Here is a 25,193-nt window from a genome sequence, read left to right as displayed (position 1 = left end):
TTACACTTTAACTAGAAAAGCAAGTATCAATAGCCAAACTGTCGCTCCTGCACCAGCATATACCAGATAAAATTTTAAAGCTATATTTAATTTTACATGGCTGAATAATACTTCTGCAATACCAGTATAGCCTAGACATAGCAATACGCCCCCGGCAAAAACCAACGGATTGTTACCAAAAGGCACGAATAGAGCCGAGAATAGTATTGCAACGGCGACTCGTTCTAGCATTTGCATTAGTCGGTAGAAAGCAAGTGGCGGTCCGTTAAGGTCGGTAGTTATACCTTCCAACGCTTCGCCCTGTCCTGCTTCAAGGGGGCTGATTCGCAATTTGGGTGGCAACATTACCAGAAAAAGCAAGCCACACACCAGTTTTACCGGGATATAGACGAACTGGTTTGCAGCGGCAATTTTATTAAGATTCAAACTGCCTAACACCAGCGAGGGACCAAAAACCGCTATTCCGTAAGGTAACAAGTAAGAAATTGCCAGTTGAGCGGTGCGCGAACCGGCAACCTGCGTGTAGATAGAGGGACCCATCGCGCCGAATATAATGCTAACTGCCACTGGCAATTCCAGCAATAATACTACCGCCAGTAAATCCGCTCCCAGACCTTTGCTCTCATTCTCAAATTGCGCCGTCCAGAGATTACCGGGGGCTGGAATGAACGCCACCGCTACAACTATTGCCAGCGCCGCCAAAGCTGGCATAAAAAATTGGAGAGTACGCCAAGTGGTGGCACGTTGCATATTTAGCGCATAGTCGGTTACATATGTTTCGTTAGGCGGTAACGCAGGCGCTGGAACCGGAGTCGGTTTTTTAAAAAGCTTTAGCAGGTCGTACAGAGGTTGTAAAAGATGCGGGCTAAGTCTGCCTTCGACACGCGCTTGGAACATGCGGCGCAAGCCTTCTACCAGCAGCCCAATAATAACAATGAAAAAGAAACCCGGATATATGACTACAGTAAATAGCAGGCGCAGAAGCATTTCAGTTGTTGAGCTAGTTACCATAAATCGAGTGTAGCACAGCAAGGCAAGGCTTTCAAGTTTTAGATTTGACGACCCCATGAAACTGTGCGAAAATTCCCGAAACTACCATTTATGCTGTAAAAGGGGAGATTTGCTGATGGTTTTAAGCGATGGTGATATTGTTGAGCATTTGAAGCAGGGCAAGATTCGCATTACGCCCGAACCTGATTACGATAAAGCGTTGAGTAGTTGCTCGGTAGATTTCCGCTTGAGCAATACTTTCATGGTTTTTGAGCATAGCCGTTTCAGCTTTATTGACCCGCGCAGCCCGGTTTCCATCGCCGAATCTATGCGTAAAATTGTCGTAGCAGATAACGAACCTTTTATGATGCATCCGGGCGATTTTGTGCTTGCCAGCACCGTTGAAACTCTCGAATTGCCGGATGACCTAGTCGGTAGGTTGGAAGGGCGCAGCAGCCTTGCTCGTTTGGGCATTATCGTGCATAGTACCGCCGCCTTGTTTGAGCCGGGTTGGATTGGTACAGCTACTATGGAACTGGGCAATCTGGGTAGAATAGCGGTGGCGCTTTATCCCGGCATGCGTATTTGCTCTTTCCATTTTGAAAAACTTACCTCGCCTGCTCAAGTTCCGTATCGCCTTAAACCCGGCAACAAGTATGCGGGACAAACTTTGCCGGGACCAAGCAAAGTAACTTTAGAAGTGGAATAGGAGAATAATTTTGCCGGATAACCTGCCCTCGTTTCTAACCAGAAACCAGCTTGTACCCTTACTTATGCCTGAAAGCGGTTTGCCGCTGGTGGAAGGGTTACTCGATCCTAAAGTGCAGGTGCAGCCTGCCGGAATCGACCTATCGGTGCAAAAAGTGCTTGCGCCTACCAATGGTGCGATTATCGGCTTTTCACAGGCAGAAACGAAACTGCCCGATTATAAAGAACTGGAATGGGATTCGGAAGGCAAGGTTTACCTTGCGCCCGGACCTTATAAGGTTATTTTGAACGAGATTGTGCATATTCCCCGCAACCTTGTAGGTCTGGCGCGTCCGCGCTCTACTATTGCGCGTGGCGGCGGTTCGGTGGTAACGGCACTATGGGATCCGGGTTATAGCGGGCGCAGTGAGGTTTTGCTGGTAGTGCATAATCCTTTTGGAATGACTATTTCTCGCAATGCTCGAATTATTCAGCTTTGCTTCTGGGAATTGGCTGAACCGTTGGCGGAAGGCGAAGGCTATAACGGTCGCTATCAACTTGAGAACATACCAACCAACCGTGATTTAACGGCTAAATAAAGTCATCGTCTTCACCCAAATCAAGAGTAGCCTGCCGGGTTTCCCGCTCAGGCTCTACGGGTGAAATTTGTTTTACCCGTAGCTCGGCTTTATCCAGCAGTTCTTTGCAGCGTTCTGCCAGAGCAACCCCTTCTTCATATAATGCCAGCGATTTATCTAGCGACAGGTTGCCGTTCTCAAGCGCGGCAGCAGTTTCGGAGAGGCGCTGATACGCCTCTTCAAAGCTCATTTTTTCAATTTTCATTTTAGTTTGAAATAATACCAATCAGGTTAATTTAAAGCGCTATGTATATCACCGGGGTGCATTATATCATTAATGGGGTTGGGCTTAACGGCGCTCGCCTAACACTTCGCCAATACGCAATGCCAAATGCAAGCCCAGTCGCGCTTCGGCATCCTCTTCAAATTCCACGCCGAGAATTTCTTGGATTCGACGCAGGCGATATAACAAGGTGTTGCGGTGCAGGCTCATCCCTTCTGCCATTTTGCTGGGGCTGCCGTGATATTTGAAATAGGACTCAAGGGTTTGCATCAGTTCTCCGCCATTGCGCGAATCATGCTCTAGCAGTTTGCCCAATACTTCCTGATAAAATTCGCGTAGCTCTTTCTGGTTGCTAATGGTTAGCAGCAGACGATAAACCCCCAAATCGCCAAAATAGGTGAGGTTGCCCGCGCCGAAGAGCTTCAAACCCATCGTTACCGATTTTTCTGATTCCTGTGCGCTCCGGCTGATGCCTTCGATGCCTTCGTAAAAACGCCCCAACCCTGCGCTGACCGACATTTCGGTGAAATGTGATTGCACCCGGTCGTGGAAGATTTTAGCGTTTTTCTTTAGTTCGATATGATTGGCTTTATCTTTGCCTGAACCGAAAAATAGCACAAAACGGTCATCTCGAACCCGGCTGATAATGCTTAATTGGCGGCGTGTCGCTTCTTGCTCAACCAACCGTTGTAATTCACGCGCCATGTTTTCGCTAATCGGCAAGTCAAGTTCCAATTCTTGACCATCTAGGACAATTGTGAGGGGTTTTTTGCGATTTTTGGCTTCACTATTCCTGAAAGCAAACGTGATAACGCAATATGGTAAGTTAAGATTGTAGCTTAGGCGTTTGCCGCGCTCTACCACCGCATCTGCATTAGTGAAAGTTCCATCAATGATTTCATCCAGCACGTTTGCTTGGAAACGGTCTTCCACTGCGCTTACTGCAATTTCACGGGAGCGTTCAATAGCGCAGGCAGAAGCCGCCCGAATTACTGCTACCCGGTGGATGTTGGTAAAATCTTTGCCAAGAATAGATACATAACCGGAAATAGTCGCTTGCACAATAATTGGGGCAGTAAGTTGCAGCAGCCCCGCCCCGTTTTCAAAGGTATGCAGTGGCGGGTCGGCTGCACGCAAATCTTTGCTGGCTAGCCATTCACGCACCGACTGTGCATGTTCTCGTAACCCTGAAACGTAATTTTCTGGAAAAATCAGTTGGCTATTTCCACTGGTGTAACCGCTTTTTGGGCGGCTATTATTTGCCGCTATTGGCTGGCTTAAATCGGGCAAACTGCGGGCGCGTAGCCGGAATGAGCTATCTTCGATTATAACAGCGCTCTCAGTTAGTTGGCACAACCTTTCGGCAATGGCTGCAAGACCTTTGCCTTCGATTACCAATTCGGTAAATTGGCGAATCACATCCTGAGTCCACTGTTGCAATATCTGGCGATGCTCAACAATATATTTCGTGAGCGATCTTTCGAGTTCGCTGAGACTTGTGCCTTCCGGCAAACTGAGCAATGGTAGCGCAAATTCCTTAGCAGTAGAAATGGCAGAGTCGTTTATTTGCCCCATTATGGCTACGCCGCTAACGCCTCTTTCTGCCAGATAACCAAAAAGGCGGTCAATATCTATTTCTTCGTCAATAAGACGCAGCGAGCGCATACTGATTAATACTAATTCACCACCCTTGAGGTCATCGAACAAGGGCGTGCGACTACGGCTGACTACTACCCACGAAACCTCACGTCCGAGGTCTTCGTTTTCAGTCAGTAGTACCGCTTGCGGGGGCAAAACTTTTTGATATAGTTCAGCGAATGTAATCATGATAAGTCAAGATAGCGATCAACTTCCCAAGGGCTGATATGCCTTCTAAATTCAGCCCATTCTTCCATTTTTGCCTCAACTAAATTCTCATATACGTGGTCGCCCAGCGCTTCCTGTATTACATCATCGTGCTTGAGATCATCTAATGCTTCTCGCAAAGTGCTGGGCAAGGTTTCAATATTACGGCGGCGCAGTTCGCTGGCATCAAACTGGTAGATGCTTTCCTCAACCGGTTCAGGCAAGGGTAATTTACGCTTGATTCCATCTAGTCCTGCTTTCAGCATTGCCGCATAAGCAAGGTAAGGATTACAAGCGGGGTCAGGGCAACGCAATTCAAGACGGGCTGCATATTTGTGATTGGGTCCGGGTCCGCTGTGGGGAACGCGGATTAACGCGCCTCGGTTGACTCGCGCCCAACTGATATATACCGGCGCTTCATAACCGGCTACCAACCGTTTGTAAGAATTTACTATGGGAGCCAACACTACCGCCATGCCTTTTGCGTGATAAAGTTGCCCGGCAATGAAATGGCGTGCTACCGGTGAAAGCCCGTATTGTTCGGTCAAACCGGCGAAAACATTTTCACTGGAAGGGGCAGGAATAACTTTATTTGCGCCGTTGCGCTGCCCTTGCTCACCATTAAAAATAAGGCTTTGGTGGGTGTGCATCCCGCTACCGGGAATACCAAACAGTGGTTTGGGCATAAAAGAGGCGCGTAGATTGTTTTGTCGCGCTACCGCTTTGATTGCGCTTTTCGCGGTTATCACATGGTCGGCAGAGCGTAAAGCTTGGTTAACTGAAAAATCAAGCTCATGTTGTCCCGGCGCAATTTCATGATGAAAACTGTCAAACTCTATGCCCATTTGGGTTAGCGCATAGGCGGCTTTCTGCTTGATACTAGAAGAGCTATCGTTTGAATGGTCAAAATATCCAGCGCGATCGTTTTCTTCGGTTACCGGCAAACCGCCTACCAAGTCCTTTTTAAAGAGGAAAAATTCTAGCTCAGGCGCGGTGTTGTACAAATAGCCCAGAGCGGCAGCTTCTTTTAGGAGTTTATCCAATACATGGCGTGGGTCACCGGGGAAACGCTCACCGCGAGGGGTGTACACCCAGCAAATAAGGCGAGCAACACGTATTTCTGGGTCACTCCATGGCAATACCGTAAAGGTGCTTGTATCCGGCACTAGATACATATCATGTTCAGCAATACGCGCTAGACCCTCAATCGAAGAGCCATCGAACCATACGCCATTTTCTAGAGCCGCGCTTAACTGACTGATGGGTATTGTTACAGTTTTTACCGAGCCGAAAATATCGGTAAATTGCATGTCAATGAAACGGATTCCGATATCACGGGCGCGTGCAATTACCTCGTCGTTTTCCAATTTTTCGACTCTAGTAGCTTTATCCGTCTTGGTAGCATCAATTGATTTGTTTATTTTGCCTACATTTTGGCTTGGCGGCTGCCCACCATTTGACATGTTCTCGCTGTCAGCCACTATTTACGCTCCTAGGGTTTGAGCTATAAGCTATACCTAGCTGGTATTTTTCTTAATAGAATTGTGCAAAATGCACGTTAAAAAGACTCTGTAAAGTATAACACCCTGAGTAAAAGGCATGCAAGTGTCTAAAAGCACAACACAGACAAAAAATCATTGTTTAAATTGTCTATACTCAATAGCTTAACCGAATATTCACCGCTTGTTAGTCTTTTATTTGTAATTTCAACATACTTTACTGGTATATTAAAATAGAAGGGTATTTCGGCAAATCTAATACATTTTTTGTGGAGGATTTCCTCCTGAAATAAAATAGGAGTAAGCAAAATGGCTACCCAGAGTAAAAGTGATGTGCGAGTTGGGGATAAAGCCCCCAACGCCCGTGTGATTGACAAAGACGGCAATGCTTTCAAACTGTCTGATTTGTGGGAAGAAAAACCGCTAGTGTTGGTGTTTACCCGCCACAAAGGTTGCCCGTTCTGCCGCCAGTATTTAGGCGAATTTCAAAAAAATTATGCTCGTTTCAGTGAAAAAGGCGCGAACGTAGCGGCGATTATGATGGGTAATCAGAGTGCGGTTAAAGAATTTTTGACCGATCGTAAATTCAGCTTCAAGGTATATGGTAGCGGTGGAAATGCTGTACACCGGGCGTATGGACTGAAGCGTTTTACTGAAACTGGCGACCTTTTTAACCCGGTAAAGTCCGCAGGCGAAATATTCAAATCTATTTCGGTAGCTTCTAAATACGGTTTGGGTATTCCCGAAGGTGATGTAGCGCAACTTGGCGGTACTTTCGTTATTGATACCGATGGTACAATCCTGTTTGCTCATCAATCGGAATTGGCTAGTGATAATGCGCCATTATCGGCTGTATTGAATGCTTTGGAAGAACCAAAGATTCAAAGCTAAAATTCAGGTAAAGGCGGGCATAGCGCCCGTCTTTTTTAATTTTGCTCATTCGGATTCGGTGTAAGGTAAGGATATGTAGAAGGTGCTGCCTTGACCGTAGTTACTTTCAGCCCAAATACGCCCACCATGTGCGTCAATTACCAACTTACAAAGGGCTAGTCCAAGCCCACTACCAATTTTGCCACGACTGTTAGGCAGTTGGACAAATTTGTTAAAGATTCTGCCGAGGTCTTCTGGTGGTATTCCGGGACCTTCGTCTGCTACGGTAATCAAAATAGATTTCTTAGGGTCTTCGGCGCGTTCGCGCAAAAGTTGGGTAGCACTTGGGCGTATGTGTCCGGTATCGAGACTACTGGTGGTACCACGCCGCCGGAAGCCCTGCTCAACCTGTACCGTTACCAGTATATCGCTACCTTCTGGGCTGAATTTGATAGAATTTGCAAGCAGGTTCATAAGCACCCGTTTCATTTGCGACATGTCAGCTTTCATCCATAGCGGTTCATGTGGCAGCTTGCGGCGTAGGTTTATTTGTTTCTCGCGAGCGTTTAGCTCAAGGTCTGCAAGGCTGGCTTGTACCAAATCTTCTGTATTAATCAGCTTCATATCCAAGGGCATACGACCCGCTTCCAGCCTACTCACTTCAAGCATGGTATTGACCATCGTGAGCATACTATGGCAGTTATTACTAGCCATTTGCAGGAATTCACGCTGTTGTGGGACTTCGGAGTCGGGCTGCGGCTCTTCGGAAAAGAGGCTGTCTGCCAGTTCAATTCCACCTATAACGCCGGTAAGCGGGCTTTTGAGGTCATGCACCAGCATATTGATGAAATCTTCGCGCAATTGTTCCAATTCCCGCTGTTGCGTAAAATCGTGAAAAACATTGAGCCAGCCAATCGGTTCACGGTTTATATCGAGAACTGGCGCACCGCTCCATTCAATATTACGCAGTTTCGGGTCTGTTATAGTTATCTTGCGCGTAAAGCCCTTTTCTGGATTGCGGGTTAACTCGCGCAAAATACGGTTCATATTGTCACTACTAAAAGGTGGCTCTGCTTCTAACACATCTGCCAGCAAATCGGCAACTTCGCTAATACTATGCCCGGTAACTTGCTCGCTTTGAAGTTCCATTAATTCGCTGAATCGCTGATTTGCCAGCACTACCGAATAGTTACGATCCAGCATCAAGATGCCGTCCTTAACCGAGTTAAGCAATGCTTGCAAGCGGTCGCGCTCACGAGTCACATCTTCATATAGTAGCGCGTTGCTCAAGGCAGTGGCAGCTTGTGGCGCAAGCAAATTGAGCAGACGTACATCTTCATCTGTAAAAACATGTTTGCGGTAATCGTCGAGTATTTCCAGAACGCCTACCGTTCGCCCATTAGCGATTAAGGGCATGCCAAGTACAGCGGTTATGCTAGAGTCGTTTGAAAATAGCGAGGCTTTGCCTGACCAATCGTAATAATTATTAATCCGCATCGGTTTCTGGGTAATTGCTACCAAACCGGCAACACCCTCACCGTACATAATGCTCTCGCCCAGATATTTGTAGTCAAGGTTATGAATGGCTGCAATCTGTAACTTGCCTTCCTCACCATTGACCAGATACATAATACCGCTTTGCGCTTTTATCAGTTCACAGCTTTTAGCCAGCACCAGTTTCAATAGCTCTTGCAAGCTGATTTTTGAACCAATGCCCAACGAGGTTTCATTGAGTGTGACAAGTTCAAGGGCGCGTTGTTCTGCTTGCTTATAGAGATATTCTTTTTCTACAGCGGTATGGTTTAGATGGTCGGTGGTACGTTTTAAGCGAATTAGCGAACGTGACCGTGCGATTAATTCGAGCCGTTGGATAGGTTTAACCAGAAAATCATCTGCGCCGGTTTCGAGTGCGCGAATTTTATCATTATTATCGTTCCGGGCAGTTATCAGAATAATCGGTATATAGCTTAACGTTTTGTCGGCACGAATGCGCTGAGTTAGTTGAAATCCGTTCAAACCGGGCATCATAACATCCGAAAGTATAAGGTCAGGGTCGGTGGTGCGAACCTTATCCAACCCAGTCAGACCATCGCTGGCAGTCTCTATTTTATAACCTTCACGCTCAAGTAAGCCTCGTAGCAACGCGACATTGTCTTCGCTATCGTCAATGATGAGAATTTTAGGTGGTTGTAATGAATTAGTCATTCAAACTTGTACCATTAAAAGAACAATTATATTGAAATATGGAGGCAAATTATTTTCTGAAAAACAGATGGAACATTTATTAATAGTAGTTCCTTTAGCCGAATGAGATTTTAAGCAGCTCTGCTATTGTACTGCTTACCCTTCCGCTATTTGAGCGTTGTAGAAAAGCTTGTGAATGTTCTGCTCTATGCTCCTGCGCCTATTTTCCAAGCTCGAAAATTAAAAAAAGAAATTTCAAGATTCTGATTTGAGTTTATCCAAAATACAAAACCTGAAATGCTTCCTATATCAACGACTATTTAGCCCTATTATCTAAGATTACTCCGGTAACTATACCTTTTCTATAATGACAAACTCTATTAAGGCTAAATGTAACTGTTTATACTACCTTTTAACTTAATTATTAATATTATAAGTTACATTTCCGTTATATGGCAAGTTCGATAGCGCCCGGTTTTACTTAGTGCTAACACAATTTTCACAGCCCTTTACCATCACATGTGTTGCGACAAGGTAGTTTTATTCCTATACTTCTGATAGCAAGGTCTTTAAGCTATTCAGGTCATATAAGACCTACTTAGTCAGGATTACAACAGGCAATGATTATAAAAGATGTACCGCTCTTTCCGCTGAACACTGTGTTATTCCCACAGATGTTTCAAGCTTTACAAATATTTGAACCGCGTTACCGTTTAATGATAAATGAGTGCTTGCGTGATGATAAACCTTTTGGCATTGTGCTTATAGATGGTGATTTTTCGGACGCGAAGGAAGATATGCAAGGCAATAAATTGCAAGATTCCTTACCGCCATTGCATCGTGTAGGCACTTTGGCGAAAATCACCGATGTTACCCGCCTTGATGACGGTCGCATGCTAATCAGCACAATCGGCACTGAGCGATTTCGTTTGCTTCAATATCATGAAGAAAAGCCCTATGTAACCGCCGATATTGAGCTTTGGCCCGATGGTCAGCTTAGCGCCTCTTCTGCTGAAACCGACCAATTAGTTGGGCGCGTTACACAGGTTTTCCAGAATTACCTAGATGTGCTTATGAATATTGCTCATAAACGCATCGAGGATTTGGATATTCCTGAAGACCCAGCAGTGCTTTCCTACCTTATACCACATTGGCTGCCCCAAATTAGTTTGGAAGACAAACAAAATCTTTTAGAAAATGAAGACCCTTATAAACGTTTGCACAATGAATTGACTTTGCTTATTAGTGAAACCGAGTTTCTGCACAAGATTATGCAACACTCGGAAGAAACTGAACATGGTGTGGAAAATGGTACAGGTCGCCGTTCTGCCTTCAATATTGGTAAACGTTTCTCCCAGAACTAGCCTAATTTGAAAACATCGCCCACTTTGACTCCTTTTTGCGTGAAGTAACCCTGTGTTACCTCCAGCGCATAAAGATGCTCAGCTTTGGGCGTTATTATTTCTTCTGATAACGGGTTCATATCTCGGATATCTACCAATTTGCCGTCAGCGGTGATAAAGGCAATAGAAAGTGCCAATGGCGTATCTTTCATCCAGAAGCTATATTTTCCGGTCTCTGGGAAAATGAAAAGCATACCCCTATCGGTTGGCAAGCTTTGTCTTCCCATCAAACCTGTTTCCTGTTCTCTTGAAGTACGCGCTAACTCGACTGTCATTTTTATTTCTTCGCCGTTAGTTTTGCGAATTGCAGCCATAGAAACAGTAAGCTGAGACTGACCGGATGTGGCAAATGCTGGAGTCGTGGCAGGTATCGTTGCAGAAATTGAAGTTGTGGTAATCACTACGTTGGTAGTGGTAGGCTGAGATACACTTTGTATTGAATCGCCGCACCCGTTCAGAATTAAAGCGCAAACAATAAATACGACTAAAATTAAAACCTTTGGTTTCGACATAGCATCCTTCTAAATACTACGATAAGGCTTTGACACCCTTTTATGTGAATGGTAATATTATACTAGACTTTTTCTGCCACATAGCGACTTGACTCGGACAAAGTTTAACTCCCAAAATAGACACAATTGTAACTTGGGAGAGCCGTCAGGTCACTGGCTATTTTTTAAAAACGCCCTTGGTAGAGGTCAGGTCGCGTTTCGGAAAATGGAAACAAAGAAAATGCAGTCTTTATTAAATGCGCTATTCAAATTTATCTTAAGTTTTATATACACTCCGATGAACCTGACCATCGAGGGCGCTGTTATTATACGGAGTCTTAGCCATGAATACCCGTTTTTTTTTCCGCCTGTTAGGAATGGTGGTATTTGGGATACTTGGCTGGCAACTGGGCAGCGCCATCTCACAGGAATTGCAAGCGCCGGAGCAAAGGCAGTTGGTTGTACTGCTGATGCTGGCTGGCGCGGCAATAGGCGCTACTGCTGCCCCATATTTTACCATTGTGCCTTTCAGCTACGCTCGTAAATGGGTAAAAATGCTACCTGCCATAGATTTGATTGCCAGTAGTATTGGGCTGACTTTAGGTTTAGTGGTAGCAGGTTTGCTTACTTTCCCTCTCGCGCAATTACCGGGCTTGCTCGGAAATATTCTGCCTGTCACAGGCGCCATTGTATTTGGCTATCTAGGCGTATCCATAATGGTTATGCGTAAACGCGAGGTTTTTGAGTTTCTGGGCATGAACCGGGCAGCCAGTTCTTTGTCTAAAGAAAATGCTAATACTAATAATAATTTTTCTCGTAGCATATTAGTTGATACCAGCGCTATTATAGATGGGCGTATTGCCGATGTGAGCCAGACCGGCTTCATTGAAGGTACGCTTATTATTCCTCGTTTCGTACTAAACGAACTCCAGCACATTGCCGATAGCTCCGACCCGCAACGCCGCAATCGTGGGCAGCGTGGCTTGGAAATGTTGCGGAAGCTTCGAAAAGACTCGGTTGTACCGATTGAAATCTCCGAAATTGATACGCCCGATGTAAACGAGGTAGATGGCAAACTGGTAAAAATTGCCAAGACTAACCATTTTCCCGTTATTACCAACGATTATAACCTTAACCGGGTGGCGGAATTACAAGGTGTTAAGGTTTTGAATGTCAACGAATTGGCTCAGGCAGTCCGACCCGTGGTGTTGCCCGGTGAAGAGTTAATAGTACGGATAACTCAGGAAGGCAAGGAAATGGGTCAGGGCTTGAGTTACCTTGATGACGGCACGATGATAGTGGTTGAAAACGGCAGGCGTTATATGAACCAAGAAGTTACTATTACTGTTACCCGCGTGCTGCAAACCGTAGCAGGACGTATGATATTCGCACAAGTGCGTAACTCTGGCTATGAATAATGACACAAAATAATAATTCAAACAAGGTTGTGGCTGTAATAGTAGCAGCGGGGCGCAGTACGCGCATGGCTGGTCTGGACAAGCAATTTGCACTGATGGAAGGTCGCCCACTGTTATTTCACACCGTTGAGGTTTTTGAAGCCTCACCGCTAATTTCCGAATATGTGATAGTGCTAAATGAAGATAACCTGATGCGTGGACGCGCTCTGGCTTACGAAATGGGCTTGCAAAAGCTGAAAAGGATTGTACCGGGTGGGTCGCGTCGCCAAGATTCGGTCTGGGCAGGTTTACAGGCTTTTGAAGCTAACCCGCCCGGTTGGGTGATGATTCATGATGGCGCACGCCCTTTCATTACCCCGCAAATACTTATGGATGGCTTGGCAGCAGCGCAGGAACATGGCGCAGCAGTAGCGGCTGTTCCCGTTAAGGATACTATCAAACTGGTGGACGAGAATGGTTTGGTGGAGAGTACGCCTGCCCGCGACCTTCTGTGGGCAATCCAGACTCCCCAGATTTTTAGCTACTCTGCAATCTGTGAAGCGCACCGCCAAGCAATTACACGCAACCTTGATGTTACAGACGATGCGATGCTGCTTGAATTGATGGGGCAGCCTGTAAAGGTTTATCGTGCCAGCTATAACAACTTTAAAGTAACTACCCCTGAAGATTTGGTTATTGCACGACAGCTTTTCACGCTAGAATCGCAGGAGCAAAAACCAGAGACTACGGCTGTAATAGAAACGGCGGTTAGCAAAACTCTTCCCGAAATTAGGATAGGACAGGGCTTTGACGTACACCGTCTGGCAAAGGGTAGAAAACTGATTCTAGGTGGCGTGGAAGTGCCTTTTGAGCTTGGGCTGGATGGGCATAGCGATGCCGATGTGCTAACCCATGTGATAATCAACGCGCTGCTAGGCGCTGCTGGTTTGGGCGACATCGGGCGGTACTTTCCGCCTACCGACCCAATTTACAAGGATATTTCCAGCCTTAAAATGCTGGAGCATGTCCGTAATCTTATCTACGAACGCAACTGGCAAATCTTGAATATTGACGCAACGGTAGCGGCACAACGTCCAAAACTAGCTTCCTATATTCCGGCTATGCGCGAGGCGCTGGCACAGGTTTTGCAAATTGAAGCTACCCTCATTAATGTTAAAGCCACCACTACCGAAGAACTTGGTTTTGTCGGGCGCATGGAAGGTATGGAAGGGCAGGCAGTAGCGCTATTGCACAAGCGGTAATTTCGGAAAACCCTTTGATTTTTTTGACGCAGGGCGGCGGTAACGTCGCTTTTCGTTTGTGATAAAGGAAAGAGACTTCTCAGAATGAAAGCGATTATTCAGCGGGTGCGGCGGGGTCAGGTTACGGTGGAAAACGAAGTGGTAGGGCAATGCGGCAAAGGCTTCGTTGTGCTGGTAGGAGTAACACATGGCGATGTCCAAGCCGATGCCGATTACCTCTCCAACAAAATTTCCAACCTACGTATATTTGAAGATAATGATGGTAAAATGAATCTATCCGCGCTTGACCTTGTGCCTCGCGGCGAATTGCTGGTGGTATCCCAGTTTACGCTCTATGCCGATACCCGTAAAGGCAGAAGACCCAGCTTCCTAAATGCCGCATTGCCGGATGTAGCGGAACCGCTGGTGCATTACTTCGTCAATAAAATAAGGGAAACCGGATTAAAAGTAGAAACCGGGCGTTTTGGCGCAGAAATGCTGGTTGCGATAGAAAACGATGGACCTGTAACAATTGTTATAGATAGCGCCGAAGCTAACAATAAAAAATAATCTGTCTCGTAAAATTCCCGCTCCCTTGCGTTTATTGTTATTGACTATACTACTATCTTTGTTATGATTAGTTAGTATTATCTTCAATAAACTAAAATCCTACGGTTCAACAATATAAAATTTGCAAATTAACCTCTAGTTGTTGGCTTTACAGGAGAAAAGGCATGTTCAGATTAAAGCGGAATCAGCAAAAAAGTGTTGCCTCAAAGCTACGCAGAGTCGGTCTTAATCCGGCTCGCTTAGGGCGTATTCTTTGGGTGTTATTATTATTAGTAAGTTTAGCGCCTGCTATCGGGGTTGAGGCTGCGCCAGTTTCTCAAACTGCATCTGGCGGGAATTTTGGTTCGGTAAATGTTGGTACTACTGCTAACAGTGTAGTGACTTTTAGTAATACTAACCCAAATACTATCAACATTACCGGGTATAGCATTGTACCCGGAGGCTCTGCTTTCAGCGTTACAGGTACCACTTGCAGTGGAGGGTTAGCCCCAAATGCAAGCTGTACATATAATGTTAGTTTTAGTCCCACTAACATTGCGAATTACAACGCTACTCTGGAAGTTGCTTACGGCACTGCAGCACGACTTATTTATCCCATTTCTCTATCGGGACAAGGCTTTACGTTGGGGACCATCGTTGGAAAAATTACCTTGCAGGGCAAGCCTTATCCCGGTCCTAACGGAAAAGTTACTCTGGACGGAAGGCAACAACAATATGTTGATGCGTGGGGCAATTATGGCTATGGTGATATAAAACCCGGCAACCATACGATTGGGGTTGATTATGACAGAACTCTGTATGTGACCGATAATGGGCTGGATACAGTGAAGGTATCGGTGAGCGGGGGTGCAATCTCATACGTTAATTTTAATCTGATACCTCGTCCGGTTACTAATACGCCTGTTACTACTACTCCACCGACCACTACTGCTCCTCCTACCGCTACCGTTCCGCCCACCACTACAGTTCCTTCAACTACCGAAAGTACCGGAGCTGGTAGCAATTGTGCGCCGACCAGCCCAATACAAGGACGGATAGATTTGGTAGTGTGCCGCGCTGCCGAGTTGCCGCCAATCGCCTCTGGAAAAGGCAACCGCTATGTGTTAACTTTCACGTTGCATAACGGTCTCCAGAACACCATAAATGTGCAAAACACTGTGGAAATCCCTCTTGCTAATGGCGTGTCGGTGGTATCGGCTTCATCAGATGTTGGCTCAACCCGCACTGAAGATAACGGCAAACGTGTGATTTGGAGCGGTTACGATGTGCCGTCCGGTCGTTCTGCGGTACTCAGCCTGACTGTGGAAGCGCCTCCCGCCTCCGCCGGTACTGTAGGCAGCTTGTTATCGCAGGATGTTTTCGCCGAAGTAATTGATGCAGTCACTGGCAGTCGCTACGAAGGTTATGCTGGGGCTATCAGCAGCCAGACCGGGCAGAGTCGGACTCAATTACAACCGCAACCCGCAGTACCGGGTAAAGCTCCTGCCACAGGCTCTACTAATTCAGTCTTTCCGCGTTGGTGGGGTTTGTTATTGGTTGGCAGTGGCACACTCTCGTTAGCTATTTCCGGCTTGTGGTCAGCCTATATACTTTGGCGCAAACGAGCAAGGCGTTAAAAGCTGGAATGGCGTAAGTGGCTTATGGTGGAGCGCGGTGGTGGGCTGCGCTCTGCTATATTATTAGCATTATTGACAGTAATATGGCTGGCGCTGGTGATTAGTCTGCCCCTAATGGTGGCAGGTGCGCTGGCATTAGCTCTTTTATTTACTTTACTCCCCTTTTTTACTCCAAGTTATTACCGGATAAATGCCGATGGCATAACTATCCAACGCGGTTTCAAGTTATTCAGCCGTCATTATAAATGGTTGGATTTCGGCGGATGCCGCGAAACTGCTCAAGGTTTCTGGATAATTCCGCTTGAATCACGCGCCGCTGTGTTTCGCGCCCTCTATCTTCCATTTCCTTCCGACTCAGCCTTGCTTGAGAAATTGCGTACTACCCTTGAAGAGCGCTTTCCAATTATTTATTAGGCATTAACCATTTACAAAGCCTTAAAATATGGTATCATAGGGCTGAGACGTATTAACATAACAAATATTTATTGAATTTTATTTCGGGTTTGAGGTAACTTAAGCCGGTCGCAACTGCGTAATGAGAAATAGCGAAAATATTGGGGAAAGCTATGTCAATATACAGGCTACCCCCGCGCAAGCGCAGCGACTCCTTGAACTGGGCGCAATAAGCGAATCTCAAGCCCGCCATGCCAGTCAGGCAGGTGGGCTAATGGTGCGTTTACCGGCTCATTTGGTAAATCAATTTCGCAACAACGAACCCGTTTCGTTACCTGATAGTTGTACCGCTCTCGCAGCGAAGGGCGAGACTCAATCACAACCTTTTGATGAAGAATTTGAACTGGATAAAATGGCAAATTGGTTTCACCGTTCTGGGTTGAACTCGGCGGCGCGACTGTTTTTCGCCACAAATCGTCCTTTAAGTTTTTTCGGAAGCCAGTTTTTACTGGCGATGCAGCCGTTTACCCGTACCGCTTTCGGTTTGAACGACCCGACCGGATGCTGGAGTAAATTGCTGGAAAAACGCTCCAACCTTGATCGGCTGGTTTGTAAGCTGGAACGGTTGGCGCAAGAGCGTAGGCAACAAAGAGGTAAGAAATAATGGCAGACTTATCCAGTGGTACGCTGATTTCCATAGTTATTATTCTGGCGTTTGTGCTACTGTATTTCTATAGCTGGGCGCAACTGGAACGAAAACGCGCTGTTAATTTACGCCCTTTACCCGGCTTGAATCGGTTGCGTCTAATGGTTCAGCGAACGGTTGAAACAGGCTCAAAAGTGCATTTTTCGGTTGGGAATGGCGGATTGGAAGGTGAAGCCGGTACTGCTGAAACCCTTAGTGGAATCAGCTCTTTATCCTCAGTCCAACAGGTGGCAGCACGAAGTAAAGGTAGCGTAATCACCACCACTAACGATGCGATTACCTATTTGATGGCAGATGCTACCTCTGATGCCGAATATGTTCAGTCTGGTCGCCTTCAGGATTATAAACCTGAGCAAACCCTCTTTATTACACAGCAACAAAATGCTGCTTATGCGGCAGGGCTTGTTTCGATAATCGCAGAGCCAAACATTAGCGGGACCGCTCTAATCGGGCGGATTGGTCCTGAGTATCTGTTGTTGGGTGATATGGCAAATCGGCTCGACCTCCCGCAGGTGGTGGGTACTACCAACACACAAGCAATGCCTTTGGCAATTGCCAGCGCCGGTTTTGAAAATACGCTGCTGGGCGAAGAAGTATATGCTGCTCCTGCCTATCTCAGCCGTAAACCGTCTCAGTTAGCCTCGCTTCAAGTGCAGGATGTATTTCGAATATTGATAATTATCGGCATTCTGGGGGGTGTAGTGGCGGCAACTCTCGGATTCAATGTTGGCGATTTATTTTTACGGTAATAGCTTATGCGTAAACCCGGATTATATATACCAATAATCATTATTTACCTGAGCGCGGCTCTGGTTTTAATAGATTTTTTTACCAATAATGTAGTAGAGGGTTTTGCCTCGCTGTTGGGGCTTTGGGCTTCTATTATTATGGCGTTTGCCGTGCTGGTAGGCTTGGGCAACGTGGTACGAGTCCATTTCGGGCGAGCGCTAAAGCGCGAATCGGGCTACGTTTACAGCCTGATATTGCTTTTGAGTGCGGGTGGTGTGCTTGTTGGTGGTATAATCGGGCGAGTCACAAACCTGCAAGATGATGTTACAAACTGGATATACCAATATATTTATCAACCGCTTTCGACCACTTTGTTTTCTCTTCTGGCGTTCCTGATGGTTTCAGCAGCGATAAAAGCTTTAAGAATAGGAACAGTAGAGTCAACTTTAATGTTGGTGGGTGCATTGATTGTATTGTTAGGGCAAGTTGCGCTACAACCATTCGGTGGTTTGAGCGACCTTGCACACTGGTTCCAGAATTATCCGGTTATGGGAGTATTGCGCGGCGTGCTAATTGGTGCGGCTTTAGGAGCGATTGCAACCAGTTTGCGTTATATTTTAGGAGTGGATAACCGTTATCTGGGCTGAAAATTTGCCAAAAGACGTTTTATAAAGTTGTAAACGGGATTCGGGTAACTTTATGTCTGACCGGGCTGAACAGGTTAATAAATGCCAAGAGTGTGGGCAACTAAATTCGCCTAATGCTATCCTGTGCCAGAATTGTGGTACGCCACGTTCACATATAAAAGCAAAGAAAGATGAAAATCAGGTAGGGAATCAGGAAACACCTACGCTTGGGGGGCGGATAAACTTGCAACAGTTCGGACAGGAGACTCCCACTTCTAACCGTAAGCTCTCTCGCTTTGCCGAAGCCGCTGCTAAAAAACGCCAAGAAAAAGGAAACGACTCCTCCCATACTGAGTCTTTTGATTCTTTCAGTGCTTTGCGGAGCGATTTACCCAAACCCACTGATTTTTCACCGGATGATGAGGAATCTGGTGCGCTGGAAGAACTTAATTTGGAGTTACCCGCTTTTGCGCCGGAAGACTTTGGGCTACTTGCCGAGGAATTACGCTTGCCGATTGAGGAAATTCCGCCGGAAGAACGTCCGATTGCAGCCCCATCGCTTCGTCGCTCGAACTTGCCGCAGACTGGTGAATTACCAGATTGGTTATCTATGGCACAACCTCCCGGCGAATCAGTATTTCACAGTTCAAGTGTAGAGCAAAATCCTGCACTTGATGTGTTTTCGCTCGAAGAAACCGGAAATTTTAATTCTTCGGAAGTCGCGCCCTTTGAATTATCTCCGGCTGAAAGAGGGCTAGATACTGATAGCCGCTTCAGCAAGCCTGCTACCGAAGATTTGGATAATGGTATGCCTACATGGTTGCGCGACCTTACTTCCCCTTCCTCGGAAAAGCAGGAAAATCGCACTTCAAGCCGCTTGCGAGATCAGCCGGTTTTTGTTCCTTTCCCGCACCAAACTGATGAACTGGTAGAACCACCGGAAGGTTTGTTCTCTCCGACCGAAAGACAGCCTCGCCCTTCAAGAGATGTGCCGGAATGGCTCAAGCGTAATCAAGCCGAACAAGACTCTTCAATCGGAAAACCGGGTGGTTTCGGTGATGTTGAACTTGAAAAGGCTCTGGAGGAGGCTTTTGAAGAAAGCGACCCCAAATCTCTCGCCAGAAAATTACTTGGTTTTGACACATTTGAGCTTGAAGAGCTTCCCGATTTGAGCAATAATAATGTGGTTGGCGTAGTGAGGAAAAGTGGAACTTCAGAGTTAGTAGACTCAGCATCGCTACCTCCGCTGGAAGAATTGTTCATCGAAGAAAGTGTTGAAGAGAGTGACGTTGCTACATCAAGGGAAACTGCTCCGACTCAGCCTGTCGCGCCTTGGGGTGAAGGTGTTGCTCCATGGCTTAGAGGTCTAGAGCTTCCAAATTACACACCGCCTACCACTTCAAAATCGGAAATAACGCTTGCGCCTTTCACTCTTGCTGTTGAACAGCAAATTGAGTCCTCAAAGTTTATTCCTACAGACGAATTTGAGGCAGATAAGCCTAAATGGACAGAGGAAGAAGCTGGTTCAGTACAATCCTCTGATGAAACAAGACCACTTTCAATGCGTGAATTGTTGCGCCAGACTAATGAATTAACCAGTCCTGAGATGTTACTACAAGAGGTAAAATCTTCGGAGGATATAGCTAATCCTCCGTTAGTTGAGTCGCAGGCGCATCCAATCGAAGAATTTAGTCTTGCTGATTTGGCTTTACAGCAAATCTCGGATAGCTCTGTAGATTTGCCGCAAGAAACCTCGTCTGAGGAAAATCTGATTGAGCAAGTAGCCTCTCTTGATATGCCGGAATGGTTGAATAGTGAGATAACATCAACTGAATCTCAAGAAATACCTGATGAACTGCCCGCATGGTTGAAAGCCGAAATTGGCGATGAGCCTGTTACACCTACACCCGGTGCTGTTCCAGATTGGCTTACAACCGGAGTCCAAGCTGAAAAGCAAGTGCAGGAAGAAGAAGCTATACCGGATTGGCTAGGTGAAATTTCATCTCCTGATTCTACTACTGTTGCAGAAGCCGTTCCAGATTGGCTTACAACCGGAGTCCAATCTGAGAATCAAGCGCAGGAAGAAGAGAATATACCGGATTGGCTAAAAGGTTTAAAAGAAGAACTATCCATAGAAAAACCCATTGCCGCTGTACCCACCGAAGCGTTTCCGCAGTGGTTGGGTGAGGTTGACCTAGAAACCACCGCTAAGCCTGTTGAGGAAGTGCCGGAGTGGTTACAACCGCCCGTTTCTGAAAGCGTTCCTGCGCCGATTGACGCTCCGCGCGAACAAACCGAAGATACACTCGAACCGTTTGACCTTGCCAATTTTGTGGATACAGAACCGGAAGTTAGCGAGTCATCTCATACAGTTGTGGATGCGCCGGGTACTTCTAGCGCTGAAATCCCGGAATGGCTAGGTGAGTTTGAATATCCGCAAGGTCAGGCAGGTGAAGAAGAACCCCCTGACTGGCTCAAATCTATGATGCAAGGTACTGCTCCAACTCGTAAGGCGGAAGAAGCCCCTAAAACCTATTCACAGGTAGGGTCTTATGCTCTGGATGCGCAGCTTGAAAATATACCGGAATGGTTAAAGGATAAAACCGAAACACTCGCCGCGCCCACTTCTCCGGATACCGATGTGGCGAAACCGGTTGCTCAAGAGTCGCAGATAGGCGCACTATTGCGCGAAATTGCGCTGTTGGGTGATGATGAGCCACTGCCCGTAACAGTCCCGGAATGGCTTAACGCCGAAAAGAAGCCCGAACCTGCGCCTGAAATACCCATGCCGCTCTCTGAAATACCGGATTGGTTAAAAGATGATACGGCAGACCTTAAGGGTATCATCCAAATAGAGGATGTTGGTACTCTCCAGCCAAATTTGCAGATGCCACAGATGGAAGTTGCATCACCACTGTCTCTTGAAATAGAAGGTCAGAACTTTCTCGGTGATCTTGATGTGCCTTTATGGTTGGCACAACAATCCGAACCTGTTGTTCCTGAGCCTGCTCAAGCAATCAGCCAGCCAAGCCTGACAGAATTTGTGCCGGGACAATTGCCATCATGGTTACGCACTGTTGGTCCGACTGTAACTGAAGAACCGGATTTACTTTCTGACTCGGTTAAACTAGCCGATAACCTTCCTGTAGTGACCATACCTGTAATTCTGGTGGGTGCAGATGTGCTTAATACTTTGTTATCCTCGTCTCATAAAATAGTGGTTGAGGATAAAAAAGAGCAGAAAAAACCGCTTATTAGCCGGGCTACTTTGTTACGATACGCCGCTTTTATGGCGCTGTTGCTGGCGGCTCTGCTTGGTATCCTGTTAACGCCGATAAAAGATGCCTCAATTAATATTCAGCCTAATACCCTTAATTTTTTTACTGCGGTTGAAAGTCTGCAATCAAACCAGAAAGTGTTACTGGCTTATGATTGGGATGCTGAAGTAAACGGTGAAATGCGAAGCCTATCGCAGAGTGTGACCCAGCATGTTATGGCGAAGCGTTCGCGTATTGTGACGGTTAGCCTGAATCCGCAAGGACCTGCCCTTGCCAGCCAAATTCTCAACGAACTTGCTACCCGCCCTGAGTACGGTAACAGCGCTACTCGTCTTTACGAATATGGCACCGGATATTTGAATCTAGGCTACCGTTCTGGTAATGAAGCCGCCTTGCGAAGCCTTTTCTCTAATATCGGCGCTCTGCCCGATTACAAAAAAGGCGCACAGGCATCCAGTTACCCGGTGATGCAGGGAATTAACGGTTTGCAGGACTTTGACATGATAATTGTGTTGGCTGGTAATGAAGGCAGTGTACGTTCATGGGTCGAGCAATTAAGTATTCAGCCAAATGCCCGCTTGTTATTGGTAACTCCCTCGGCAGTCCAACCTTTCGCGCAGCCCTATGTGTTTGGACCACCAGCCGCAGAAGCGGGAAGCTTCGGCAAGTTTACCCGACCTCAAGCTTTGCTTACCGGATTGAGCGGCGCGGCGCAATACCAGCAATTACTGCTTGACCGTAATATTTCTTCAGATCGCAATGTGAATTTGCTCCAACGCCTTAATGCACAAACTTTTGCGTCGTTGGGTTTGGTACTGATAATTATTGTAGTGAACGTGGTTTACTTATCGGCTGAGTTAAGGAAACGACGGGGGTCTGCCTGATGGATTGGTCAAGCTTGGGAACAGGTATCGCGGTGGTACTGACACTGATGGTATATAGCTATCTGGTAAGCGATAATGTGCTGTTTCGGATTGCCGAATACCTGTTGGTTGGGGTTAGCCTCGGTTGGGCTGTGCTACAGATAATATTTGGAATTATTATTCCGGCTTTTGATGCCGTCCGGCAGGAAACCTCCGGAGGTTCACCCACTTTAGCCACCGTTTTAACCTTTGCGATTCCTTTGGTTCTGGGAGCGCTTCTGTTGGTTAGAGTAGGACGCGCCACTCGTTCTCTCCACAATATAATTATGGCGATGGTAATAGGTACGGTTTCTGCGTTAGCGTTGTCGGGTGCGGTATTCGGCACGTTAGTTCCGCAGGTCGGGCAAACCATTGTTAATCTGCGTGGGAGCGCCGGGTCGAATAGCTGGGACATTCTCGGCAATATTGTGCTGGTAGCAGGGGTGCTACTTTCACTGGCTTATTTCCAGTTTACCATACGTAAGAACCCTGAAGAAAGCGGCACGGCACAAGCAGGGGTGATAGTGCGTTTGTTGGGGCGCTGGTCTTTAATGCTAACATTTGGCGCAATTTTTGGGTCAGTATTCTTGACTTATTTTGCGGCTTTGCTAGATCGGCTGATGTTTCTTATCAAATTAGGAGGCTGACCCGGTGTTTTCCAGTCGTCAAATGTTGGTTGGGCAATTAGAGTCGGCGTTGGTAGCGGATTGCGGCAGCAATGTAACCCGCGTAGTTTTGATAGAAATCGTCGATAATGCTTATCGCTTTATAGCTCGCGGTGAAGCGCCTAGCACTTCCGAAGCCCCCTTTATGGATGTGACTGTCGGAGTCATGAACGCTATCGCTTCGATTGAAGCCAGCACTGGTCGAAAGCTTATTTCTGACGGTCGTATCCTGATACCACAAGAAGATGACCGAACCGGAGTAGATGCTTTCTTGGCAAGTAGTAGCGCTGCCGAACCTTTGCGGTTAGTTGCCGCCGGTTTGGTAAAGAATGAATCGGCTGCGGCTGCTGCGCGTGGTAGCCATTCCACTTATACCACCGTTTTGGATACTATCAGCCTTGATGATTACGGTGATGACTTTGACTCTGCAACCGGTTTTACTACTGTCGAGATTGATTTTGATAACCCTGAAGCCGAATTTAACCCTTTTAAAGGTTCTACTTCCAGACCGCCTATTTTTGGTAGTGGGCAAGAGGCTTTAGCCAGCAAGCGTACAAAGAAGAAACAAAAAGGCATAAGCCTAGCAGGTGACCGCACCTTGCGACATTGGCGTGAGCGGCAAATCGCTAAGTTGAGGAGACTAAGCCCTAACTTTATTGTAATGAGCGGTGGCGTTGATAGTTCTTCTTATCAACCGTTGCTGGCTTTGCTCGATGTGGTGCTTGAAGCTAATCGTCAAGAAGCGGTTCTGGCAATGGCAACCGGAGTAGATCATAAAGCACCAACCCTTATATTTGCAGGTAATTCAAAAGCGCATGATGCTCTGATGGGAAAAATGTCAGGGCAATTGGAGTCCTTTCTCGTAGATAATATCAAACCCTCCTATGACCGGGAGAATCTTGAACCGCTCCAGAACCAACTTTCCTTACTCTATCAGGAAAGGCTCTTGCCGGGCTTGCCGGGTTATCAGAAACTTGCCCAATTATCGAGCGGACAGGTAAATACAACTTGCCGCGCAGTTGGCTTGATGACTCGCTATTTAGCGCACCAGATTGCGGGAAATAAGGTTTTGACCGCCGATATTGGCGGGAATAACACTTCTCTGTTTTATGCCACCGCTGGGGAATTTAACTCGATGGTGCAGGGCGATTTTGGCTTGAGCTATGGGCTGAGTAATGTATTGGCACAGACAGGGGTAGTAAGGATACTAAGATGGATTCCTTTTAACATTACCGAAGATGAGGTAATCCATTACGCCTTGAACAAAACCCTGCGCCCAAATTCTATTCCAGCAGATGAACGAGAGCGTTATATCGAAGCCGCATTTGCTCGTGAGGCTTTGCGTTGTAACTATATAATGCTATCCAAGCAGAGTTCCAAAGGGCTGGATTATAACCGGATTATCGGGGTGGGCGGTCCTCTGGTAAATGTTACTCCTTGGCATGCGGTATTGATGCTGCTGGATGCTTTTGAGCCTGCCGGCAGTGATGGTACGGGTTTGCTTGATATAGAACTAGATACCACAATGCTAATGTCAACTGCCGGTACGCTGGCAACTTACAATCCTAATGCAGCGGCTTATCTGTTCCAATATGATTGCCTTAACCGACTTGGTTCGGTGGTTGTACCGTTGGGGCATGCCTCACCGGGTAGCCTTGCTGTAACTGTAAGCTTGCATACTCGTTCCGGGCGTACTCGCCAATTGAAAGTGAAATACGGGGATATAGAAATTATTCCGTTTTATTCCGATGAAGAAGCAACCCTTGAGATTATACCTGCACCCGGTTTCAGAATCGGTAGCGCCGCAGCAGGTGTGCCGATACGTAGCCAAGAATTTATTAACGGCGGTTCGGTGGGGTTGGTTATTGATGCGCGTGGTCGCCCTTTACATTTTCCTTCTAACTCGGATGAGCGGCAAGAATTAGTTGCCCACTGGTATAGCGCTTACCGCAATGCTCTTCAGAGAGCCGAGCAGGATAATCAGGGTGGTTATTCGTTGCAGGCTTTGAACAACAGCAAAGCTCCACCTTCTCAGCCTGTGGCTGAACTAAAAGCACTTCCTGAAAAAGAGCCAGTGAAAGTCGCGCCTACACCAAAGCCGATTGCGAAGACAAAACCGCAAAAAACTTTCAAGCCAGCCAAAAAGAAAACTGTGGAACCGACTTCCCTTTCGGAGTTAACTCCTGAAGAGCTATTGCGAAAAGAATTGACCGGAAAAGGCAAGAAGAAAAGATAGTGGG

General features: G+C 46.7%; 21 protein-coding genes. 15 read left to right on the top strand and 6 right to left on the bottom strand.

The window, feature by feature from the left end:
- Positions 1–1,068: an NADH-quinone oxidoreductase subunit H gene (locus WCK19_RS00830; protein WP_342395445.1), complete on the bottom strand. Its 1,068-nt coding sequence runs from the start codon at positions 1,066–1,068 to the stop codon at positions 1–3.
- Positions 1,069–1,126: 58 nt separating this feature from the next.
- On the opposite strand from WCK19_RS00830, the gene dcd reads away from it, so the two are divergent.
- Together dcd and WCK19_RS00820 are read left to right on the top strand one after the other, a co-directional pair.
- Positions 1,127–1,699: a dCTP deaminase gene (dcd, locus tag WCK19_RS00825; RefSeq protein WP_342395444.1), complete on the top strand. Its 573-nt coding sequence runs from the start codon at positions 1,127–1,129 to the stop codon at positions 1,697–1,699.
- A gap of 10 nt (positions 1,700–1,709) precedes the next feature.
- On the top strand, positions 1,710–2,276 hold the full coding sequence (locus WCK19_RS00820) for a deoxyuridine 5'-triphosphate nucleotidohydrolase (RefSeq protein WP_342395443.1): 567 nt from the start codon (positions 1,710–1,712) through the stop codon (positions 2,274–2,276).
- Here the strand turns inward: WCK19_RS00820 and xseB are convergent.
- The 3 genes from xseB to glnA form a co-directional block, all read right to left on the bottom strand.
- Complete coding sequence (gene xseB, locus WCK19_RS00815) at positions 2,269–2,520, bottom strand: exodeoxyribonuclease VII small subunit (RefSeq protein ID WP_342395442.1); 252 nt, start codon at positions 2,518–2,520, stop codon at positions 2,269–2,271. The two genes, WCK19_RS00820 and xseB, sit on opposite strands and share 8 nt — an antisense overlap.
- Positions 2,521–2,604: 84 nt before the next feature.
- Entirely contained in the window at positions 2,605–4,365 is a 1,761-nt protein-coding gene (locus tag WCK19_RS00810) for a helix-turn-helix domain-containing protein (protein ID WP_342395441.1), read from the bottom strand.
- The gene (glnA, locus tag WCK19_RS00805; RefSeq protein ID WP_342395440.1) at positions 4,362–5,864 is read right to left on the bottom strand and encodes a type I glutamate--ammonia ligase; all 1,503 of its coding nucleotides are present in this window, start codon (positions 5,862–5,864) and stop codon (positions 4,362–4,364) included. The genes WCK19_RS00810 and glnA overlap by 4 nt, the downstream gene beginning before the upstream one ends.
- Before the next feature lie 327 nt (positions 5,865–6,191).
- Between glnA and WCK19_RS00800 the strand changes: the two genes are divergently transcribed.
- Entirely contained in the window at positions 6,192–6,773 is a 582-nt protein-coding gene (locus WCK19_RS00800) for a peroxiredoxin-like family protein (RefSeq protein WP_342395439.1), read from the top strand.
- A gap of 45 nt (positions 6,774–6,818) precedes the next feature.
- On the opposite strand, the gene WCK19_RS00795 is transcribed toward WCK19_RS00800, so the two are convergent.
- The gene (locus WCK19_RS00795; protein ID WP_342395438.1) at positions 6,819–8,957 is read right to left on the bottom strand and encodes a response regulator; all 2,139 of its coding nucleotides are present in this window, start codon (positions 8,955–8,957) and stop codon (positions 6,819–6,821) included.
- Between the two features lie 599 nt (positions 8,958–9,556).
- Between WCK19_RS00795 and WCK19_RS00790 the strand changes: the two genes are divergently transcribed.
- Positions 9,557–10,300, top strand: coding sequence for an LON peptidase substrate-binding domain-containing protein (locus tag WCK19_RS00790; RefSeq protein WP_342395437.1), 744 nt, complete (start codon positions 9,557–9,559; stop codon positions 10,298–10,300).
- On the opposite strand, the gene WCK19_RS00785 is transcribed toward WCK19_RS00790, so the two are convergent.
- Positions 10,297–10,851 carry a DUF192 domain-containing protein gene (locus tag WCK19_RS00785; RefSeq protein WP_342395436.1) on the bottom strand — a complete coding sequence of 185 codons (555 nt, stop codon included), beginning with the start codon at positions 10,849–10,851 and terminating at the stop codon, positions 10,297–10,299. The genes WCK19_RS00790 and WCK19_RS00785 overlap by 4 nt on opposite strands.
- 323 nt (positions 10,852–11,174) lie before the next feature.
- Between WCK19_RS00785 and WCK19_RS00780 the strand changes: the two genes are divergently transcribed.
- From WCK19_RS00780 to WCK19_RS00730, 11 genes are all read left to right on the top strand, one after another.
- A complete protein-coding gene (locus tag WCK19_RS00780; protein WP_342395435.1) occupies positions 11,175–12,248 on the top strand; it encodes a PIN domain-containing protein in 1,074 nt (357 codons plus the stop codon).
- Positions 12,248–13,489: a 2-C-methyl-D-erythritol 4-phosphate cytidylyltransferase gene (gene ispD / locus WCK19_RS00775; protein WP_342395434.1), complete on the top strand. Its 1,242-nt coding sequence runs from the start codon at positions 12,248–12,250 to the stop codon at positions 13,487–13,489. Before WCK19_RS00780 ends, ispD begins: the two co-directional genes overlap by 1 nt.
- 84 nt (positions 13,490–13,573) lie before the next feature.
- A complete protein-coding gene (gene dtd, locus WCK19_RS00770; RefSeq protein ID WP_342395433.1) occupies positions 13,574–14,038 on the top strand; it encodes a D-aminoacyl-tRNA deacylase in 465 nt (154 codons plus the stop codon).
- A gap of 164 nt (positions 14,039–14,202) precedes the next feature.
- Positions 14,203–15,654 (top strand): choice-of-anchor D domain-containing protein, encoded by a 1,452-nt coding sequence (locus tag WCK19_RS00765; protein WP_342395432.1) that lies wholly within the window; start codon positions 14,203–14,205, stop codon positions 15,652–15,654.
- Between the two features lie 24 nt (positions 15,655–15,678).
- Complete coding sequence (locus tag WCK19_RS00760; RefSeq protein WP_342395431.1) at positions 15,679–16,068, top strand: hypothetical protein; 390 nt, start codon at positions 15,679–15,681, stop codon at positions 16,066–16,068.
- A gap of 121 nt (positions 16,069–16,189) precedes the next feature.
- On the top strand, positions 16,190–16,711 hold the full coding sequence (locus tag WCK19_RS00755; protein ID WP_342395430.1) for a hypothetical protein: 522 nt from the start codon (positions 16,190–16,192) through the stop codon (positions 16,709–16,711).
- The gene (locus WCK19_RS00750) at positions 16,711–17,502 is read left to right on the top strand and encodes a DUF6754 domain-containing protein (RefSeq protein WP_342395429.1); all 792 of its coding nucleotides are present in this window, start codon (positions 16,711–16,713) and stop codon (positions 17,500–17,502) included. Before WCK19_RS00755 ends, WCK19_RS00750 begins: the two co-directional genes overlap by 1 nt.
- Before the next feature lie 6 nt (positions 17,503–17,508).
- Positions 17,509–18,129 (top strand): hypothetical protein, encoded by a 621-nt coding sequence (locus WCK19_RS00745; protein WP_342395428.1) that lies wholly within the window; start codon positions 17,509–17,511, stop codon positions 18,127–18,129.
- Positions 18,130–18,181: 52 nt separating this feature from the next.
- The gene (locus tag WCK19_RS00740) at positions 18,182–22,270 is read left to right on the top strand and encodes a zinc ribbon domain-containing protein (RefSeq protein WP_342395427.1); all 4,089 of its coding nucleotides are present in this window, start codon (positions 18,182–18,184) and stop codon (positions 22,268–22,270) included.
- Positions 22,270–22,935 (top strand): hypothetical protein, encoded by a 666-nt coding sequence (locus tag WCK19_RS00735; RefSeq protein WP_342395426.1) that lies wholly within the window; start codon positions 22,270–22,272, stop codon positions 22,933–22,935. The genes WCK19_RS00740 and WCK19_RS00735 overlap by 1 nt, the downstream gene beginning before the upstream one ends.
- 4 nt (positions 22,936–22,939) lie before the next feature.
- The gene (locus WCK19_RS00730; RefSeq protein WP_342395425.1) at positions 22,940–25,189 is read left to right on the top strand and encodes a glutamate mutase L; all 2,250 of its coding nucleotides are present in this window, start codon (positions 22,940–22,942) and stop codon (positions 25,187–25,189) included.
- Positions 25,190–25,193 lie beyond the last annotated feature (4 nt).

Origin of the sequence: Candidatus Chlorohelix sp., from assembly GCF_037138995.1 — a bacterium.
GTDB lineage: Bacteria > Chloroflexota > Chloroflexia > Chloroheliales > Chloroheliaceae > Chlorohelix.
Note: the sequence above shows the minus strand (reverse complement) of the source record. Positions and strands in the feature narration are given on the sequence as shown.